This is a genomic window from Youngimonas ophiurae (nom. illeg.) (assembly GCF_049803795.1).
Classification (GTDB): Bacteria; Pseudomonadota; Alphaproteobacteria; order Rhodobacterales; family Rhodobacteraceae; genus Thalassobius.
The window spans coordinates 26,396-40,333 of the sequence record NZ_JBNAGJ010000010.1 but is presented as its reverse complement, the minus strand read 5'-3'; the positions used below and the strand labels follow the sequence as shown (position 1 = coordinate 40,333).

Annotated in this window: 14 protein-coding genes and 1 tRNA gene; 11 read left to right on the top strand and 4 right to left on the bottom strand. The window is 62.1% G+C overall.

The genetic code is table 11. The features are described 5' to 3' along the window. The first annotated feature begins 31 nt into the window (after window positions 1-31). Window positions 32-454, top strand: a complete 423-nt coding sequence (gene ndk / locus ACP15O_RS16820; RefSeq protein WP_425097285.1) for a nucleoside-diphosphate kinase — start codon at window positions 32-34, stop codon at window positions 452-454. On the opposite strand, the gene ACP15O_RS16815 is transcribed toward ndk, so the two are convergent. The 3 genes from ACP15O_RS16815 to ACP15O_RS16805 all read right to left on the bottom strand — a co-directional run bounded on the left by ACP15O_RS16815 (window position 451) and on the right by ACP15O_RS16805 (window position 3,876). Beyond that, on the bottom strand, window positions 451-792 hold the full coding sequence (locus ACP15O_RS16815) for a TfoX/Sxy family DNA transformation protein (protein ID WP_425097343.1): 342 nt from the start codon (window positions 790-792) through the stop codon (window positions 451-453). The genes ndk and ACP15O_RS16815 overlap by 4 nt on opposite strands. Before the next feature lie 515 nt (window positions 793-1,307). Then, window positions 1,308-2,930, bottom strand: coding sequence for a long-chain-fatty-acid--CoA ligase (locus tag ACP15O_RS16810; protein ID WP_425097284.1), 1,623 nt, complete (start codon window positions 2,928-2,930; stop codon window positions 1,308-1,310). Window positions 2,931-3,087: 157 nt separating this feature from the next. Then, on the bottom strand, window positions 3,088-3,876 hold the full coding sequence (locus ACP15O_RS16805; RefSeq protein WP_425097283.1) for a helix-turn-helix transcriptional regulator: 789 nt from the start codon (window positions 3,874-3,876) through the stop codon (window positions 3,088-3,090). An 86-nt stretch (window positions 3,877-3,962) separates the two neighbouring features. Here ACP15O_RS16805 and ACP15O_RS16800 point away from each other — a divergent pair, with 86 nt between their 5' ends. Genes ACP15O_RS16800 through ACP15O_RS16755 form a run of 10 tightly spaced genes read left to right on the top strand, consistent with a single transcriptional unit; the run spans window position 3,963 to window position 13,832 of the window. Next, entirely contained in the window at window positions 3,963-5,036 is a 1,074-nt protein-coding gene (locus ACP15O_RS16800) for an ABC transporter ATP-binding protein (protein ID WP_425097282.1), read from the top strand. Beyond that, window positions 5,036-5,953, top strand: coding sequence for an ABC transporter permease (locus ACP15O_RS16795; protein ID WP_425097281.1), 918 nt, complete (start codon window positions 5,036-5,038; stop codon window positions 5,951-5,953). Before ACP15O_RS16800 ends, ACP15O_RS16795 begins: the two co-directional genes overlap by 1 nt. Next, window positions 5,950-6,762 carry an ABC transporter permease gene (locus tag ACP15O_RS16790; protein WP_425097280.1) on the top strand — a complete coding sequence of 271 codons (813 nt, stop codon included), beginning with the start codon at window positions 5,950-5,952 and terminating at the stop codon, window positions 6,760-6,762. The genes ACP15O_RS16795 and ACP15O_RS16790 overlap by 4 nt, the downstream gene beginning before the upstream one ends. A gap of 21 nt (window positions 6,763-6,783) precedes the next feature. After that, window positions 6,784-7,809, top strand: a complete 1,026-nt coding sequence (locus tag ACP15O_RS16785) for an extracellular solute-binding protein (protein ID WP_425097279.1) — start codon at window positions 6,784-6,786, stop codon at window positions 7,807-7,809. Next, window positions 7,806-8,573, top strand: a complete 768-nt coding sequence (locus tag ACP15O_RS16780) for a carbon-nitrogen hydrolase family protein (protein ID WP_425097278.1) — start codon at window positions 7,806-7,808, stop codon at window positions 8,571-8,573. Before ACP15O_RS16785 ends, ACP15O_RS16780 begins: the two co-directional genes overlap by 4 nt. 3 nt (window positions 8,574-8,576) lie before the next feature. Then, window positions 8,577-9,941 carry an aminotransferase class III-fold pyridoxal phosphate-dependent enzyme gene (locus ACP15O_RS16775; RefSeq protein ID WP_425097277.1) on the top strand — a complete coding sequence of 455 codons (1,365 nt, stop codon included), beginning with the start codon at window positions 8,577-8,579 and terminating at the stop codon, window positions 9,939-9,941. Between the two features lie 21 nt (window positions 9,942-9,962). After that, entirely contained in the window at window positions 9,963-11,240 is a 1,278-nt protein-coding gene (locus ACP15O_RS16770) for a flavin-containing monooxygenase (RefSeq protein ID WP_425097276.1), read from the top strand. A 2-nt stretch (window positions 11,241-11,242) separates the two neighbouring features. Further along, on the top strand, window positions 11,243-11,656 hold the full coding sequence (locus tag ACP15O_RS16765) for a RidA family protein (RefSeq protein ID WP_425097275.1): 414 nt from the start codon (window positions 11,243-11,245) through the stop codon (window positions 11,654-11,656). Window positions 11,657-11,666: 10 nt separating this feature from the next. After that, window positions 11,667-12,341 carry a DUF1028 domain-containing protein gene (locus ACP15O_RS16760; RefSeq protein ID WP_425097274.1) on the top strand — a complete coding sequence of 225 codons (675 nt, stop codon included), beginning with the start codon at window positions 11,667-11,669 and terminating at the stop codon, window positions 12,339-12,341. A 9-nt stretch (window positions 12,342-12,350) separates the two neighbouring features. After that, complete coding sequence (locus tag ACP15O_RS16755) at window positions 12,351-13,832, top strand: aldehyde dehydrogenase (protein WP_425097273.1); 1,482 nt, start codon at window positions 12,351-12,353, stop codon at window positions 13,830-13,832. A 19-nt stretch (window positions 13,833-13,851) separates the two neighbouring features. Here the strand turns inward: ACP15O_RS16755 and ACP15O_RS16750 are convergent. Then, window positions 13,852-13,927: transfer RNA gene (locus ACP15O_RS16750), tRNA-Ile, on the bottom strand. Window positions 13,928-13,938: the final 11 nt, after the last annotated feature.

Below are 13,938 nucleotides of genomic sequence, written 5' to 3'. Positions count from 1 at the left end.
ATTAAACTCATTGAAAACAGGAGCGCGCCCGATGGCCATCCAACGCACCTTCTCGATCATCAAGCCCGATGCAACCGCCCGCAACCTGACCGGCGCAATCAACGCCAAGCTGGAAGCCGCTGGCCTGCGCATCGTCGCCCAGAAACGCATCCACCTGACCAAAGCGCAGGCCGGCGTGTTCTACGAAGTGCACAAAGAGCGCCCGTTCTACGACGAGCTGTGCGAATTCATGGCCTCGGCCCCGATCGTCGTTCAGGTTCTGGAAGGCGAAGACGCCATTTTGAAAAACCGCGAAGTCATGGGCGCCACCAACCCGGCCGAAGCCGCCGAAGGCACCATCCGCAAGGAATTCGCCCTGTCGCTGGGCGAAAATTCGATCCACGGGTCGGACGCACCGGAAACCGCCGCGGTTGAAATCGCGTATTTCTTCTCGGGTCTGGAGCTGGTGGGCTAAGCCTTCCGTTCGATCACACCGATCTCATCAAGGGCCGCTTCGAGTTTCGAGCGGCCCTTTTTGCTGTCTGGCTTATGGGCGGCTTTCAGCGCGTCGAATTTGGCGCGCAGGGCATCCTTTTCCGCGCCCTGGCAATCGTTCCACGGACGGCCCTGAAGCCCCATGACCAGCGCGTAATAGCCGATGAAATGCGGTTTGGTGCCGTGCGCCATCAGCCGGGCATAGGCCGCATCGGCCCCCATTTCACGCAGCTGTTCGGCGCAGTGAATCCCCGCCCGTGCAAAGGACGCATCCGAGGCGGGGCCCAGATTACGGATCGAAGAGACAGGGGTGCTCATGCCTCGCAGGCTATCGCGCGGGGGCGCGTCTGTCATCCCGAATAGCGCCTAGATGCTGGCGAAATCGGTAAAGATCGGTTTGGCCTGCTGCGTATCCTGCGCCGGCTGGGGGGCAGGTTTGGGGGCGGGCGGCCGAGAGGTTTGCTGCTGTGCCATTTGGAGGGCTCCTTTCGTCTGTTTTCACACACCGGGCTGCCGGAGAGGCTCCGGCAGCGGCACTGGTTACGGGATCAACCCTACCGCAGGATTTGGACATGCGCAGGGTCCGCCAGTGACGGGAAATGGGCTGAATTAAGGCTGTTTCATTGGGGCAGCCGGGATTCAGGCGGGCCAGACGGGGGCGGAAATAAAGTCATGGGAAAGTCCTTGGTCAAAGAATACCCAAGGACGATAGGGCGATCACAGCGGCGCGGTAAAGGGAAGGAATTCCAGACCCGCGCCGGATTGCCGACAGATGGGCAAAAAAGCGCCGGCAAAGGTGGGCTTTGCCGGCGCTGAAGCGCTGATCGCAGCGCTTAGGCCGAAATCAGCACGTCTCCGAATTCTTCGCGCAGTTTGTTTTTCAAAACCTTACCAGTGCCCCCAATGGGCAGCGCATCCACGAAGATCACCTTGTCCGGGGTCTGCCATTTGGCGATTTTGCCGTCGTAGAAAGCAATCAGCGCGTCCTCGGTGATGGTGGCGCCTTCGTGCCGCAGGGCAATCAGGACGGGGCGTTCATCCCATTTCTCGTGCCGGGCTGCAATAGCAGCGGCATTGGCAATGTCGGGATGGGCGATGGCGATGTTTTCCAGCTCGACCGTGGAAATCCATTCGCCGCCCGATTTGATGATGTCCTTCGAGCGGTCACGGATGATCATATACCCGTTGGGGTCGATCGTGGCCACATCGCCGGTGTCAAACCAGCCATCCATGGTCAGCGCCGATTTTTCCTGCATGAAATAGGTATCCACGATCCAGTGGCCGCGGATTTGCAGCTCGCCCTGGGTGGCACCGTCGTGCGGCAGCACATGGCCTTCGTCGTCGATGATGCGCAGCTCTACGCCAAAGGGAGGACGGCCCTGGCCTTCGCGGATTTTGTACTGTTCGTCCTCGGGCAGGGCATCGTGCTTTTTCAGCAGGGTGTTCACCGTGCCCAGCGGGCTGGTTTCGGTCATGCCCCAGGCGTGCATTACCTCGACCCCGTATTTTTCGCGGAAAGCGCGGATCATCGAGGGCGGGCAGGCCGAGCCGCCGATGACCGTGCGCTCCAGGCTTTCGGCTTGCGATCCCAGTTTCTCCAGTGCCTGCAACAGGCCCATCCAGATTGTCGGCACGCCCAGGGCCAGGGTCACGCCCTCGGCGTCGATCAGCTTGGCCAGGCTTTCGCCGTCCAGGTTCGGCCCCGGCAGCACCAGTTTGCACCCGGCCGCAGGCGCCATATAGGGCACGCCCCAGGCGTTGACGTGGAACATCGGCACCACGGGCATGACGCTATCGCGAGACGAGATATTCAGCGTGTCGGGCTGGTTGCCGCCCAAGGAATGCAGCACGGTCGAACGGTGCGAATACAGAACGCCTTTGGGATGGCCCGTCGTTCCCGAGGTATAGCACAGCGAAGAGGGGCTGTTTTCATCCACATGCGGCCATTCATAGGCATCGTTGCCCTCGGCGATCAGTTCTTCATAGAACATCAGACCGGGCAGCATCGCGGCGGCCTCGTCATCGCGCGGGCCCATCAGAACGATATGTTTGACGGTTTTCAGATGCGCGCCCAGCTTGGCCACGATCGGCAGGAAGGTGCGGTCCAGAAACAGCACCCGATCCGAGGCATCGTTGATGATATAGACCAGCTGTTCGGGGAAAAGACGCGGGTTGATCGTGTGGCAGACCATGCCGCCGCCTGCCGCGCCAAAGTAGATTTCCAAATGGCGTTGATTGTTCCAGGCGATGGTGGCGACGCGGTCGCCTTTCTCGATCCCGCGGTTTTCCAGGGCCGAGGCCAGCTTGCGCGCGCGCAGCTCGGTATCGGCCCAACTGGTGCGCTGAATGGTGCCGTCGGTTTCAACGGACACGACCTCGCCATCGGCGTGATAGCGGGCGGCATGAGAAATCAAAGAGCTGATCGTCAGCTCCTGGCGCATCATTTGACCAAGCATAAGGGTCCTCCTCTGAACGCGCGGGGCAGGGGCGCCCGCGCCGGTCTGCATTCCGCTGTGTACTGAAGCGGGCGGTGTGGATTGTCTAGTTGACGTTAGGGCTCTGACGGTGGAACGGTGCGTCATTCCCAATGGGACGCAGCGTAAAATTGCGGGCTCAGGTCAGGATCGGAGTGATCAGCGAAAACAGTTCGGCCTGGGATGAGATCTTGCACCGCCGGTACAGTTGTTTGCGGAACACTTTGACCGTCTGCGCGCTGATATTCAGGCGCAGGCTGATCGACATGGTGCTGTGTCCGCGCAGGATCAGCAGAGCGGTTTCGCATTGCCGGGGGCTGAGATGAATATCGTGCTGGCTGGCCAGGCGTGCGCGGACCCGCGTCACCAGCGAGTCGTCGGTATAATCCCCGCTGGCGCTCAGGTTCTGCCACTGTTTTCGGATCAGGCTACAGACGATTGCGCTTAAATTTTGGGCAGTGCGCATGTCTGCGGCAGAAAACATCCGGCGCGAACTGGCATCCCGCCCCAGGCACACATGCACCGAGACCCCCCGCGCGGGATAGGCGACATAGGCGATCTCATCTATCAGGGTCGTGCGGGCATAATACTTGGCGAAATACTCGTTTCGTTTGAACTGATCGGGGGCGAAATCACGCAGCCTGTACAGGCCCTCGGGCTCTTGCATCACGTGCAGTTCGTGGAAAGGGTCCAGAAGGTAAGCAAATGATAAATAATCACTTTCCAGTTTTTCATGGACATGGCTGACCTTCGCGTGGTGAAAAAATATCTCGGGCTGGCGGGTTTGGAAAAAGGCCAGGATGGTCACGTTATCGACCTCGAAACACTGGCCCAGCCATTGGTACAGATGCGCGGTGAAACCATCCTCGCCAAGCGCTGAGATTGCAGCGCCCAGATGAGCCTCGGCAGAGATTTGCGGATCGGTCATCATACCCCCTTGGGGGTATATACCCCCCGATTTGGATGAATTTAATCGATTCATAAAGCTCCAGGGGTATATCTCAAGAGGCAAATATGACCGCACCAACAATCGCCATCGACGTGGACCGCGTGGTGAAAAATTACGGCACCTTCACCGCGCTGCACGGGGTGTCGCTGGACATCAGGGATGGCGAGTTCTTTACCCTGCTGGGGCCGTCGGGATGCGGCAAGACCACGCTTTTGCGCTGCATCGCCGGGTTCGAGGACGTCACCGATGGCGCTATTCGTCTGCACGGCGAAGACATCGCCCCGCTGCCGCCGAACAAACGGCCGGTCAACACGGTTTTCCAGCATTACGCTCTGTTCCCGCATATGAGCGTGCTGGAAAATGTCAGCTTTGGCCTGTTGCGGCGGGGCTGGTCCAGAATGGATGCCGAAGGGCGCGCCAAAGAGGTGCTGGAACTGGTCCATCTGAAAGAGTTCATGCAGCGCAAGCCGGCGCAGATGTCCGGTGGGCAGCAGCAGCGCGTCGCGCTGGCGCGGGCGATCGCGCCCAATCCAAAGGTGCTGCTGCTGGACGAGCCTCTGTCGGCGCTGGATCTGAAATTGCGCCAGGCCGTGCGGATCGAGCTGAAGCAGATCCAGCGCGAAACCGGCATCGCCTTTGTCTTTGTCACCCATGATCAGGAAGAGGCGCTGACGATGTCCGACCGGATCGCCGTCATGTCTGCGGGCCATGTGCAACAGGTCGGCTCTCCGCGCGAGATATACGAGGCCCCCAAGAACCGCTTTGTCGCCGATTTCATTGGGGAAACGAACCTGATCGAGGTCGAGGTGCGGGCGCTCTCGGAGGGGCGGGCACAAGTGATTTTGCCGGGGGGCGCGCTGGCGGATTGTCCGGCGGTGGACGGGGCCGCGCTGGGGGTGGGGCATGTCTCGGTCCGGCCCGAGCGGCTGACCGTCGCGCCCGCAGACCAGGGCGCGCTGCGTGCCAGGGTAAGCAATCACATCTATCTGGGCACCGATGTGCAGCTGCATGTCGAATTGCCCGGCGGGCAGGCCTTGATGGTGCGGGTGCAGAACTCGGGCAGTGCCGGAATGCCCGGCATCGGCGACACGATCGGCCTGAATCTGGAGGCAGATGCCGCGCGTCTGTTGGCGGACTGATGGCCGGGGCCGCGCCCGCAGGCGCCTCGAAATCCGCGATTTACAAGGGGCAGGGGCCCCGCCTTTTGCTGCCGGCCTGGGTCTTCATCGGGATTTTCCTGGTGCTGCCGGTGCTGATGATGGCGGTCTATTCCTTCCTGACCAAGGAATTCCGCGGCGGTGTCATCTGGGAATTCAGCCTGGCCGCCTATGACCAGTTTTTCCTGGACCGGGGCCTTTTCGGAGACGAGCCGCCGGTCATCGAGTGGACCTATATCGGGATCTTCTGGCGCTCGATCTGGCAGGCGGGGCTGGCGACGGTTCTGTGCCTGATCATCGGCTTTCCCACCGCCTGGTTCATCGCCACGCGTCCCGAAAAATCCCGCGCGATCTGGCTGTTTTTGATCACCATTCCCTATTGGGTGAACCTGCTGATCCGAACCGTTTCCATGAAGTTCCTGATCCGCGACACCGGGCCGTTCAATGAATTCCTGCTGTGGACGGGCGCGATCTCCGAGCCCCTGTCGCTGATCAACACCAATTTCGCGGTGCAGCTGGGGCTGTTTTATTCCTACCTGCCGTTCATGGTGTTGCCGGTCTATGCGGCGGTCGAGCGGTATAACTTTGCCCTGTCCGAGGCTGCGGCCGATCTTTATGCCGACAACTGGACGACGCTGCGGCTGATCATTCTGCCGGTGGTGAAACCGGGGATCGTGGCGGGCTGCATTCTGGTTTTTGTGCCCTCGCTGGGGGCGTTTTTGGCACCGGATCTGCTGGGCGGGGCAAAGACCTTCATGATCGGCTCGCTGATCGAAGAGCAGTTCAAAGGCGCGGCGGGCAACTGGCCCTTTGGGGCAGCGGCGGCGATGATCTTGCTGTCTATCGTCATGGTGGTGCTGCTGATCCATGCGCGCGCCCAATCCAAGGGGGACGCATGATGGCCAGACCCATTGATCTGCGCCGGTTCGCCGGCTTTCGTTTCCTGACCCTTCTGTGCCTGTTCCTGCTTTATGCGCCCCTGGTGATCGTGGCGGTCTACAGCTTCAATGACAGTACCTCGATCACGCGCTGGGGCGGGTTTTCGCTGCGCTGGTACGCCGAGGTCTTTACCGGCCCCGAGGCCCCAAAGTTCCGCAACGCGGCGATCAATTCCTTTGTGATTGCCATTGCCGCCGCCAGCTGCGCGATGATGATCGCCACCGCAGCCGCCGTTGCGATGAACCGCGCGGGCCGGTTCCGGGGCAAAACCGCCAGCCTGGCGCTGATCAACCTGCCGCTGATGGTGCCCGAGATCGTCACCGCCGTGGCGTCCCTGGTGTTTTTCATCACCATTGGGTTCAAATCCGGGCTGCTGACGATTTTCGTCGCGCATCTGGTGTTCTGTATCCCCTTTGCCTATCTGCCGATCGCCGCGCGGATGCAATCGGTGCCGGACATGTACGAGCAGGCGGCGATGGATCTTTATGCCTCGAAATGGGAGGCCTTCCGCCTGATCCTGCTGCCGTTGATGATGCCGGGGATCCTGTCGGGGTTCTTGTTGGCCTTCATCATTTCGCTGGACGATTTTCTGATCACGAATTTTGTCAAAGGGGCCGGGGTGGAAACCTTGCCCACGGCGATTTTCGGATCAGTCAAACAGGGCATCAAGCCCAACATCATGGCCATATCCACTCTCCTCCTTGGGGTGTCGGCCGTCTTTGTCACGCTTTCCTGGTTCATCGGGCGAGCGGGCCAATCCAAAAACTAACCACAACAGCGGAGACCTGACATGAAACATCTGATGACTGCATCCATCCTGGCCCTGGGCGTTGCCACCGGCGCGCAGGCCGAGGGCAAACTGTCGCTTTACCACTGGTTCGAATACATCCCCCAAGAGCTGCTGGATAAATTCGCCGCCGAATATGATGTCGAGGTGACGATGGACACCTTTGACAGCAACGAGGCGCTGCTGGCCTCGCTGAAGGCGGGGAAACTGGGCAGCTATGACGTGGCCGTGCCCGGCGACTATATGGTCAAGATCATGGCCGATCAGGGTATGCTGGACACGTTCGAGCCCAGCGAGCTGGCCAATTTCGCCAATATCGAGGACAAATGGGTGGATGTGGATTTCGATCCGGGCCGCAAATCCTCGATCCCGTATCAGTGGGGCTCGACCTCGTTTTCCGTCAATACCGAAACCTATGGCGGCCCGCTGGACAGCCTGTCTTTGATCTTTGAACCCCCGGCCGAGCTGAAGGGCAAGATCAACGTGCTGGACACCGCTGGCGAGACCCTGACCCTGGCCTCGCTCTATCTGGGGATCCCGCAATGTTCGGGGGATCGCGAGCAACTGAAGGCGCTGAACGCGCTGGTGCAATCGTCCAAGGAGGACTGGGCCTCGTTCGGCTCGGACGTGGCCAAGGACGTGTTGGTGTCGGGCGATGCGGCGGCCGGCATGATCTGGTCGGGCTTTTCGGCCAAGGCCCGCTCCGAGGGGGCGCCCATCGAATATGTCTTTCCCAAAGAGGGCATGATCGTCTGGATGGACAATGTGGTGCTGCTAAAGGACGCGCCGAACCGCGAAAACGCGTTGAAATTCATGGACTTCCTGCTAGAGCCTGAAAACGCGGCGGCGGTGACGAACTATGCGCAATACACCGCTGGCGTGAAGGGTGTGGGCCCGCTGCTGGATCCGGCTGTGGCCAACTCGCCTGAATCCAACCCGCCCGCAGATGCCAAGGGTGTCTTTGTCGAGGCCTGCCCCGAAGAGGTGCAGGTGCTCTATGATGCCATCTGGACCAATCTGAAAAAGTGAGCCTGACACTGGCCATATACCAGGGGCCGCCCAGCCAGGGCGACCCCAAGGCGGCGCTGCTGCGGCTGGGCACGAAACTGCGCGCGGCGGCGGCGGGCGGGGCCGATATGCTGGTGGTGCCCGAACTGTACCTGCCCGGCTATAATCAGCCCGATCTGCATGGAACGCTGGCGCAGCCGATGGGCGGGCCCTGGTTTCAGTCCCTGTCCCAGCTGGCGCAGGCGGCAAAATGCGGGCTGACCGTGGGCTGGGCCGAACGGGACGGGCAGGCCGTCTATAACGCGGCCACGGCCTTTGATGCGGGCGGGCAGATGCTGGGGCATTACCGCAAGATCCAGCTGTTCGGCCCGATGGAGGCCGCCAGTTTCCGGCCCGGCGCGGCCTATTGCCTGTTCGATCTGAACGGGCTGAAGACGGCGCTGCTGATCTGCTATGACGTTGAATTTGCACATCATGTGCGGGCGCTGGCGCAGCGGGGCGCGCAGGTGATCCTGGTGCCGACGGCCAATCCGGCCGGGTTCGAGCATGTCTCGCGCCTGCTGGTGCCTGCGCGGGCGGCCGAAATGGGGCTGACCATCGCCTATGCCAATTACTGCAACGCCGAGGACGGGCTGCGCTTTGCCGGGCAGTCGGTGATCGCGGGGCCGGACGGGCAGGCCCTGGCGCAGGCAGGCACGGCCGAGGCTCTGCTGATCTCTTCTTTGCGGGCGCCGCTGGCCCCGCAGCTTATTCCAACCCAACTTTCTGACTATCGAAAGGTCTGACCTATGTCTCTTGATCTCGATCTGACCACCGATGCGGTGCTGACGGCTGACACGCATCTGGTGCAATCCTTTGCCGACCTGAACGCGCTGAAACAGAATGGCGCGCGGACTGTCATCGTCGGGGCCCAGGGCGCCCATGTGACCGACAGCGACGGCAATCAGCTGATCGACGGGATCGGCGGGCTGTGGTGCGTGAACGTGGGCCATGGCCGCTCCGAAATCATCGACGCCATCACCGAGCAGCTGAACACGCTGGATTATTACTCGACCTTCTACAATTTCACCCATCCCACCGCCGCCGCTTTGGCCGCCAAGCTGGCCGAGCTGGCACCGGGGCATCTGAATGCGGTGCATTTCGGCAATTCGGGCTCGGTGGCCAATGACAGCGCGATCCGGATTTTGCATCATTACTATAACCGTCTGGGCCAGCCGCAGAAGAAACTGATCCTCAGCCGCGAGGGGGCCTATCATGGCTCGACCCATCTGGCGATCGCGATGACCACGCCGGCCTATTCCGATGGCTGGGACAAGGCCGAGGGGCTGGTGCACCATCTGAAATGCCCGCATTACTGGCGCAATGGCGACGGGATGACCGAGGCCGAGTTCCTGACGTCCCTGCTGGAGGATGCCAAGACGCGGATCGAAGCCCTGGGGGCGGAAAATATCGCCTGTTTCATCGCCGAGCCGGTCATGGGCGCGGGCGGTGTCATTGTTCCGCCCGAGGGGTATCACGCGCAGATGGCCGCGCTGTGCCGCAGCTATGACATCAAATATATCGCCGATGAGGTGGTGACCGCCTTTGGCCGGCTGGGGCATTTCTTTGCCTCTCAGGATGTGTTCGGGATGCAGCCCGATATCATCACCACGGCCAAGGGGCTGACCTCGGGGTATCAGCCGCTGTCGGCGACGATCCTGAGCGATGAGATTCACGAGGTGATCTCGGATCCGGGGGGGACGTTCCTGCATGGGATGACCTATTCGGGGCATCCGGCGGGCTCGGCTGCGGCGCTGGCCAATATCGCGCTGATGGAGCGCGACGCCCTCCCTGAACGCGTGCGCAGCACCGGCAAGCGGTTTGAGAATAACCTCAAGGCCCTGGCCGATCTGGAACTGGTGGGCGAGGTGCGCGGCAGCCACTTCATGATCGGGATCGAGTTCGTGCGCAACAAAGACACCAAAGAGCCCTTCGACCCCGAAGAACAGGTGGGTCTGAAAGTGGCGCAGGCCGCGCAGGCACGGGGGCTGATCGCCCGGCCCCTGGGCAATATCCTGATCCTGTCGCCCACGCTGATCATGACCGAACAGATGATCGACGACACCGCCGCCATTCTGCGCGAGAGTATCACCGAAGTTCAGAGCAGCCTCTGACAGCAGACGAAAGACACAGCAATGACGACTGAAAAAACCGATGTTCTGGTGATCGGCGCCGGGCAGGCCGGAATCGCCATGAGCGAGCATCTGGGCAAGGCCGGACTGTCCCATCTGGTGCTGGAAAAGGATCGGATCGCAGAGCGCTGGCGCTCGCAGCGCTGGGATTCGCTGGTGGCCAACGGGCCGGCCTGGCATGATCGCTTTCCGGGGATGGCGTTCGACGCCCACGAGGATGCCTTTGTCCCCAAAGAGGGGGTGGCCGACTACATGGTGGCCTATGCGCAGATGCTGAATGCGCCGATCCGCACCGGGGTTGCGGTGACGCGGCTGCGCGGCAATCCGGATGGGCCGGGCTTTGTGGCCACCACCTCGGAGGGAACGATCGAGGCGCGCTATGTGGTGTCGGCGACGGGCCCGTTTCAAAAGCCCCTGATGCCGCCAATCGTCCCGCAGGGGGCGGGGGTGATGCAGATGCACTCGGTCCAGTATCGCAATCCCGATCAGCTGCCGCAGGGCGCTGTGCTGGTGGTGGGGGCTGGCTCTTCGGGGGTGCAGATCGCCGCGGAATTGAACGAGTCCGGGCGCAAAACCTATCTGTCTGTCGGCCCGCATGACCGCCCGCCGCGCCGCTACCGGGGACGCGATTTCGTGTGGTGGCTGGGGGTGCTGAACCTGTGGGATGCAGAGTTCACTCCGGGCACGGAACATACCACCATCGCCGTGACCGGGGCTGACGGGGGGTACACCATTGATTTCAGGCAATTGGCGGAAAAAGGCGTCACCCTTCTGGGCCGGACCGAGGCCTGCGAAAACGGTGTTCTGCGCCTTGCCGATGATCTGGGCACGAATGTGCGCGCGGGGGATGCGAACTATCTGGCGACGCTGCGGATGGCCGATGACTATGCGGCGCGCAACGGGCTGGACCTGCCCCCCGAACCCGCAGCCCACGAACTGGGCGAAGATCCGGCCTGTATGCGCGATCCGATCCTGGCGCTGGATCTGCAAGAGGCCGGGATTTCCACGATCATCTGGGCCACGGGCTTTGGCTTTGATTATGACTGGTTGCAGGTGGATGCGCTGGATGCGGCGGGCAAGCCGATGCACAAACGCGGGGTGTCCAGCGCGCCGGGGCTCTATTTTCTGGGGCTGCCCTGGCAATCGCGGCGCGGATCCTCGTTTATCTGGGGGGTGTGGCACGATGCCAAATTCATCGCCGATCACATCGCCAAACAAGAGGGCTATCTGGCTTATCGGGGCGCGGCCCTGCGGCTGACGGACAGCAAAGGAAAGACCTGACCATGACCCACACAAGATTGCGGAAATTCAACACCAAGGACACCTATCCCGAACAGAACCTGGATAATGATCTGGCTCAGGCGGTGATTGCGCGCGGGGCGACGGTGTTTTTGCGCGGGCAGTGCCCTCAGGATCTGGATACGGCGCAGAATATCACCAGCGCCGATCCGATCGAGCAGACCCACAAGGTGATGCAGAACATCCGCCAGCTGATCACCGAAGCGGGCGGCGAGATGGCGCATCTGTGCAAGGTGGTGGTCTACATCACCGACGTGCGGAACCGCGAGGCCGTCTATCGGACAATGGGCGAATATATCAAGGGGATTCACCCGGTTTCCACGGGGCTGTGCGTGACGGCTCTGGCCCGGCCCGAATGGCTGGTGGAAATCGACGCAACCTTTGTGATCCCCGACTAAGGAGGCGATCATGACCTTTTCAATCGTGGCGCGCTGCGCCCAAAGCGGGCAGTTCGGGGTGGCGATTGCCTCGTCCTCGCCGGCGGTGGCGGCGCGCTGTGCCTTTGCGCAGGCGGGCGTGGGCGCGGTGGCCAGCCAGAACGTGACGAACCCGGCCCTGGGCCCGCTGATGCTAAAGGCTCTGGCCGCGGGGAAGGGGGCGCAGGCGGCGGTTGACGCGGCCGTGGCGCAGGATGTTGCCCCCGATTATCGCCAGCTGTTGGCGGTGGATGGTGCGGGGCAAACAGCGATCCATTCGGGCGCGCAGGCCTTGGGGATTTGGACCTCGGCGCGCGGGACGGACTGTGCCTCGGGGGGGAATTTGCTGGCCAATGACGGGGTGCCGGCAGCCATCGTTTCGGGGTTCGAGGCCGCAACGGGCGCTTTGGGCGATCGGTTGATTGCCGCGATGCTGGCCGGGCTGGCCGCAGGGGGCGAGGCAGGCCCGGTTCATTCGGCGGGTCTGTTGATCGCGGACCGTCAGGCCTGGCCCTATGCCGAGCTGCGCTGCGACTGGACCGAAGAGTGCCCGATCTCTGCCATCGCCACCGCCTGGCAGGTCTACAAGCCCCAGGCAGCGGATTACGTGACCCGCGCCCTGCGCCCCGATGCGGCGCCCTCTTATGGTGTTCCGGGGGATGAATAGGACTGTAACATGCTGACACATAAAGAATATATTGTGCGCGCTCAGGCGCTGGAGTTCCGCTCGGGCATCTGGATCGACGGGGATTTCGGCCCCGCTGCCAATGGTGCGACATTTGACACGGTGAATCCGGCCACAGGGCAGGTGCTGACGCAGGTCGCGCGTGGCGGGGCGGCGGATATTGACCGGGCCGTGGCCTCGGGGCGGGCCGCGTTCGAGGATGGGCGCTGGTCTGGCAAAACCCCCGGCGAGCGCAAAGACGTGCTGCTGAAACTGGCCGGGCTGATCCGCGAAAACCTGACCGAGCTGGCCTTGCTGGACACGCTGGACATGGGCAAGCCGATCTCAGAAACGGTGACTGTGGATGTGCCCGGTGCGGCCCATTTCTTTCAATGGCACGCCGAGGCGATTGACAAACTCTATGACGAGCTTGCCCCGACGGGCGGGCGCGATATTGCGATGATCCGGCGCGTGCCTTTGGGGGTGGTCGGGGCCGTGGTGCCCTGGAATTTTCCTTTGGATATGGCCACCTGGAAACTGGCCCCGGCGCTGGCTGCGGGCAATTCGGTGGTGCTCAAACCGGCCGAACAATCGCCCCTTTCGGCGCTGCGCCTGGCCCAGCTGGCCCAAGAGGCCGGCCTGCCCGACGGGGTGCTGAACGTGGTTCCCGGCTATGGCGAGGACGCGGGCCAGGCACTGGGGCGCCATATGGATGTGGATTGCCTGGTCTTCACCGGCTCGACCGCGGTGGGCAAGCTGTTCCAGCGCTATGCGGGCGAAAGCAACATGAAACAGGTCTGGCTGGAGACCGGCGGCAAAAGCCCCAATCTGATCTTCCCCGATGCCGATCTGGAAAAGGCGGCGGATATGGCGGCCTTTGGGATCTTCTTTAACCAAGGCGAGGTCTGCTCGGCCAACTCGCGCCTGCTGGTGCATCGCGATGTTGCAGAGCAGTTCGTGCAGATGCTGGTGACGCGGGCCCAGGCCATCGTGCAGGGCGATCCTCTGGATCCGGCAACGACGATGGGCGCGATGGTGGATGCCGATCACGCCGCGCGGGTCGAGCGCTTCTTGACCGCTGGCAAAGCCGAGGCCAGGCTGGCCACGGGCGGCGCACGGCTGACCCTGGGCGGCAGCGATGCCTTCATTCAGCCGACGATTTTCACCGATGTGCCCGCAGATGCCCTGATCGCGCGGGACGAGATTTTCGGCCCCGTTCTGGCAGTCCAGAGCTTTGCCGATACCGATCAGGCGGTGGCCATGGCCAATGACAGTATCTACGGGCTGGCGGCCTCGGTCTGGACCTCGGATCTAAGCCGCGCGATGGATGTGGCGGACCGGCTGCACGCCGGGACGGTTTCGGTGAACACGGTGGATGCGCTGTCGGCGATGACGCCCTTTGGCGGGATGAAACAGTCCGGATTTGGCCGTGACCTGTCGCTGCATTCCTTTGACAAATACACCGCGCTGAAAACGATCTGGGTGAAATACTAGGGGTGTTTTGGCGGAAAGGTGGTAGGCCCGGCAGGATTTGAACCCGCAACCAAAGCGTTATGAGCGCTCTGCTCTAACCGTTGAGCTACAGGCCCGCCTGACCGTT

Bases quoted from the DNA above. Each gene is read 5' to 3' on its own strand.
- ACP15O_RS16765 (WP_425097275.1), top strand. From the start codon at position 11,243: ATGACCCACACAAGATTGCGGAAATTCAACACCAAGGACACCTATCCC.
- ACP15O_RS16785 (WP_425097279.1), top strand. From the start codon at position 6,784: ATGAAACATCTGATGACTGCATCCATCCTGGCCCTGGGCGTTGCCACC.
- ACP15O_RS16775 (WP_425097277.1), top strand. From the start codon at position 8,577: ATGTCTCTTGATCTCGATCTGACCACCGATGCGGTGCTGACGGCTGAC.
- ndk (WP_425097285.1), top strand. From the start codon at position 32: ATGGCCATCCAACGCACCTTCTCGATCATCAAGCCCGATGCAACCGCC.
- ACP15O_RS16795 (WP_425097281.1), top strand. From the start codon at position 5,036: ATGGCCGGGGCCGCGCCCGCAGGCGCCTCGAAATCCGCGATTTACAAG.
- ACP15O_RS16805 (WP_425097283.1), bottom strand. From the start codon at position 3,876: ATGACCGATCCGCAAATCTCTGCCGAGGCTCATCTGGGCGCTGCAATC.
- ACP15O_RS16755 (WP_425097273.1), top strand. From the start codon at position 12,351: ATGCTGACACATAAAGAATATATTGTGCGCGCTCAGGCGCTGGAGTTC.
- ACP15O_RS16760 (WP_425097274.1), top strand. From the start codon at position 11,667: ATGACCTTTTCAATCGTGGCGCGCTGCGCCCAAAGCGGGCAGTTCGGG.
- ACP15O_RS16790 (WP_425097280.1), top strand. From the start codon at position 5,950: ATGATGGCCAGACCCATTGATCTGCGCCGGTTCGCCGGCTTTCGTTTC.
- ACP15O_RS16815 (WP_425097343.1), bottom strand. From the start codon at position 792: ATGAGCACCCCTGTCTCTTCGATCCGTAATCTGGGCCCCGCCTCGGAT.
- ACP15O_RS16770 (WP_425097276.1), top strand. From the start codon at position 9,963: ATGACGACTGAAAAAACCGATGTTCTGGTGATCGGCGCCGGGCAGGCC.
- ACP15O_RS16800 (WP_425097282.1), top strand. From the start codon at position 3,963: ATGACCGCACCAACAATCGCCATCGACGTGGACCGCGTGGTGAAAAAT.
- ACP15O_RS16810 (WP_425097284.1), bottom strand. From the start codon at position 2,930: ATGCTTGGTCAAATGATGCGCCAGGAGCTGACGATCAGCTCTTTGATT.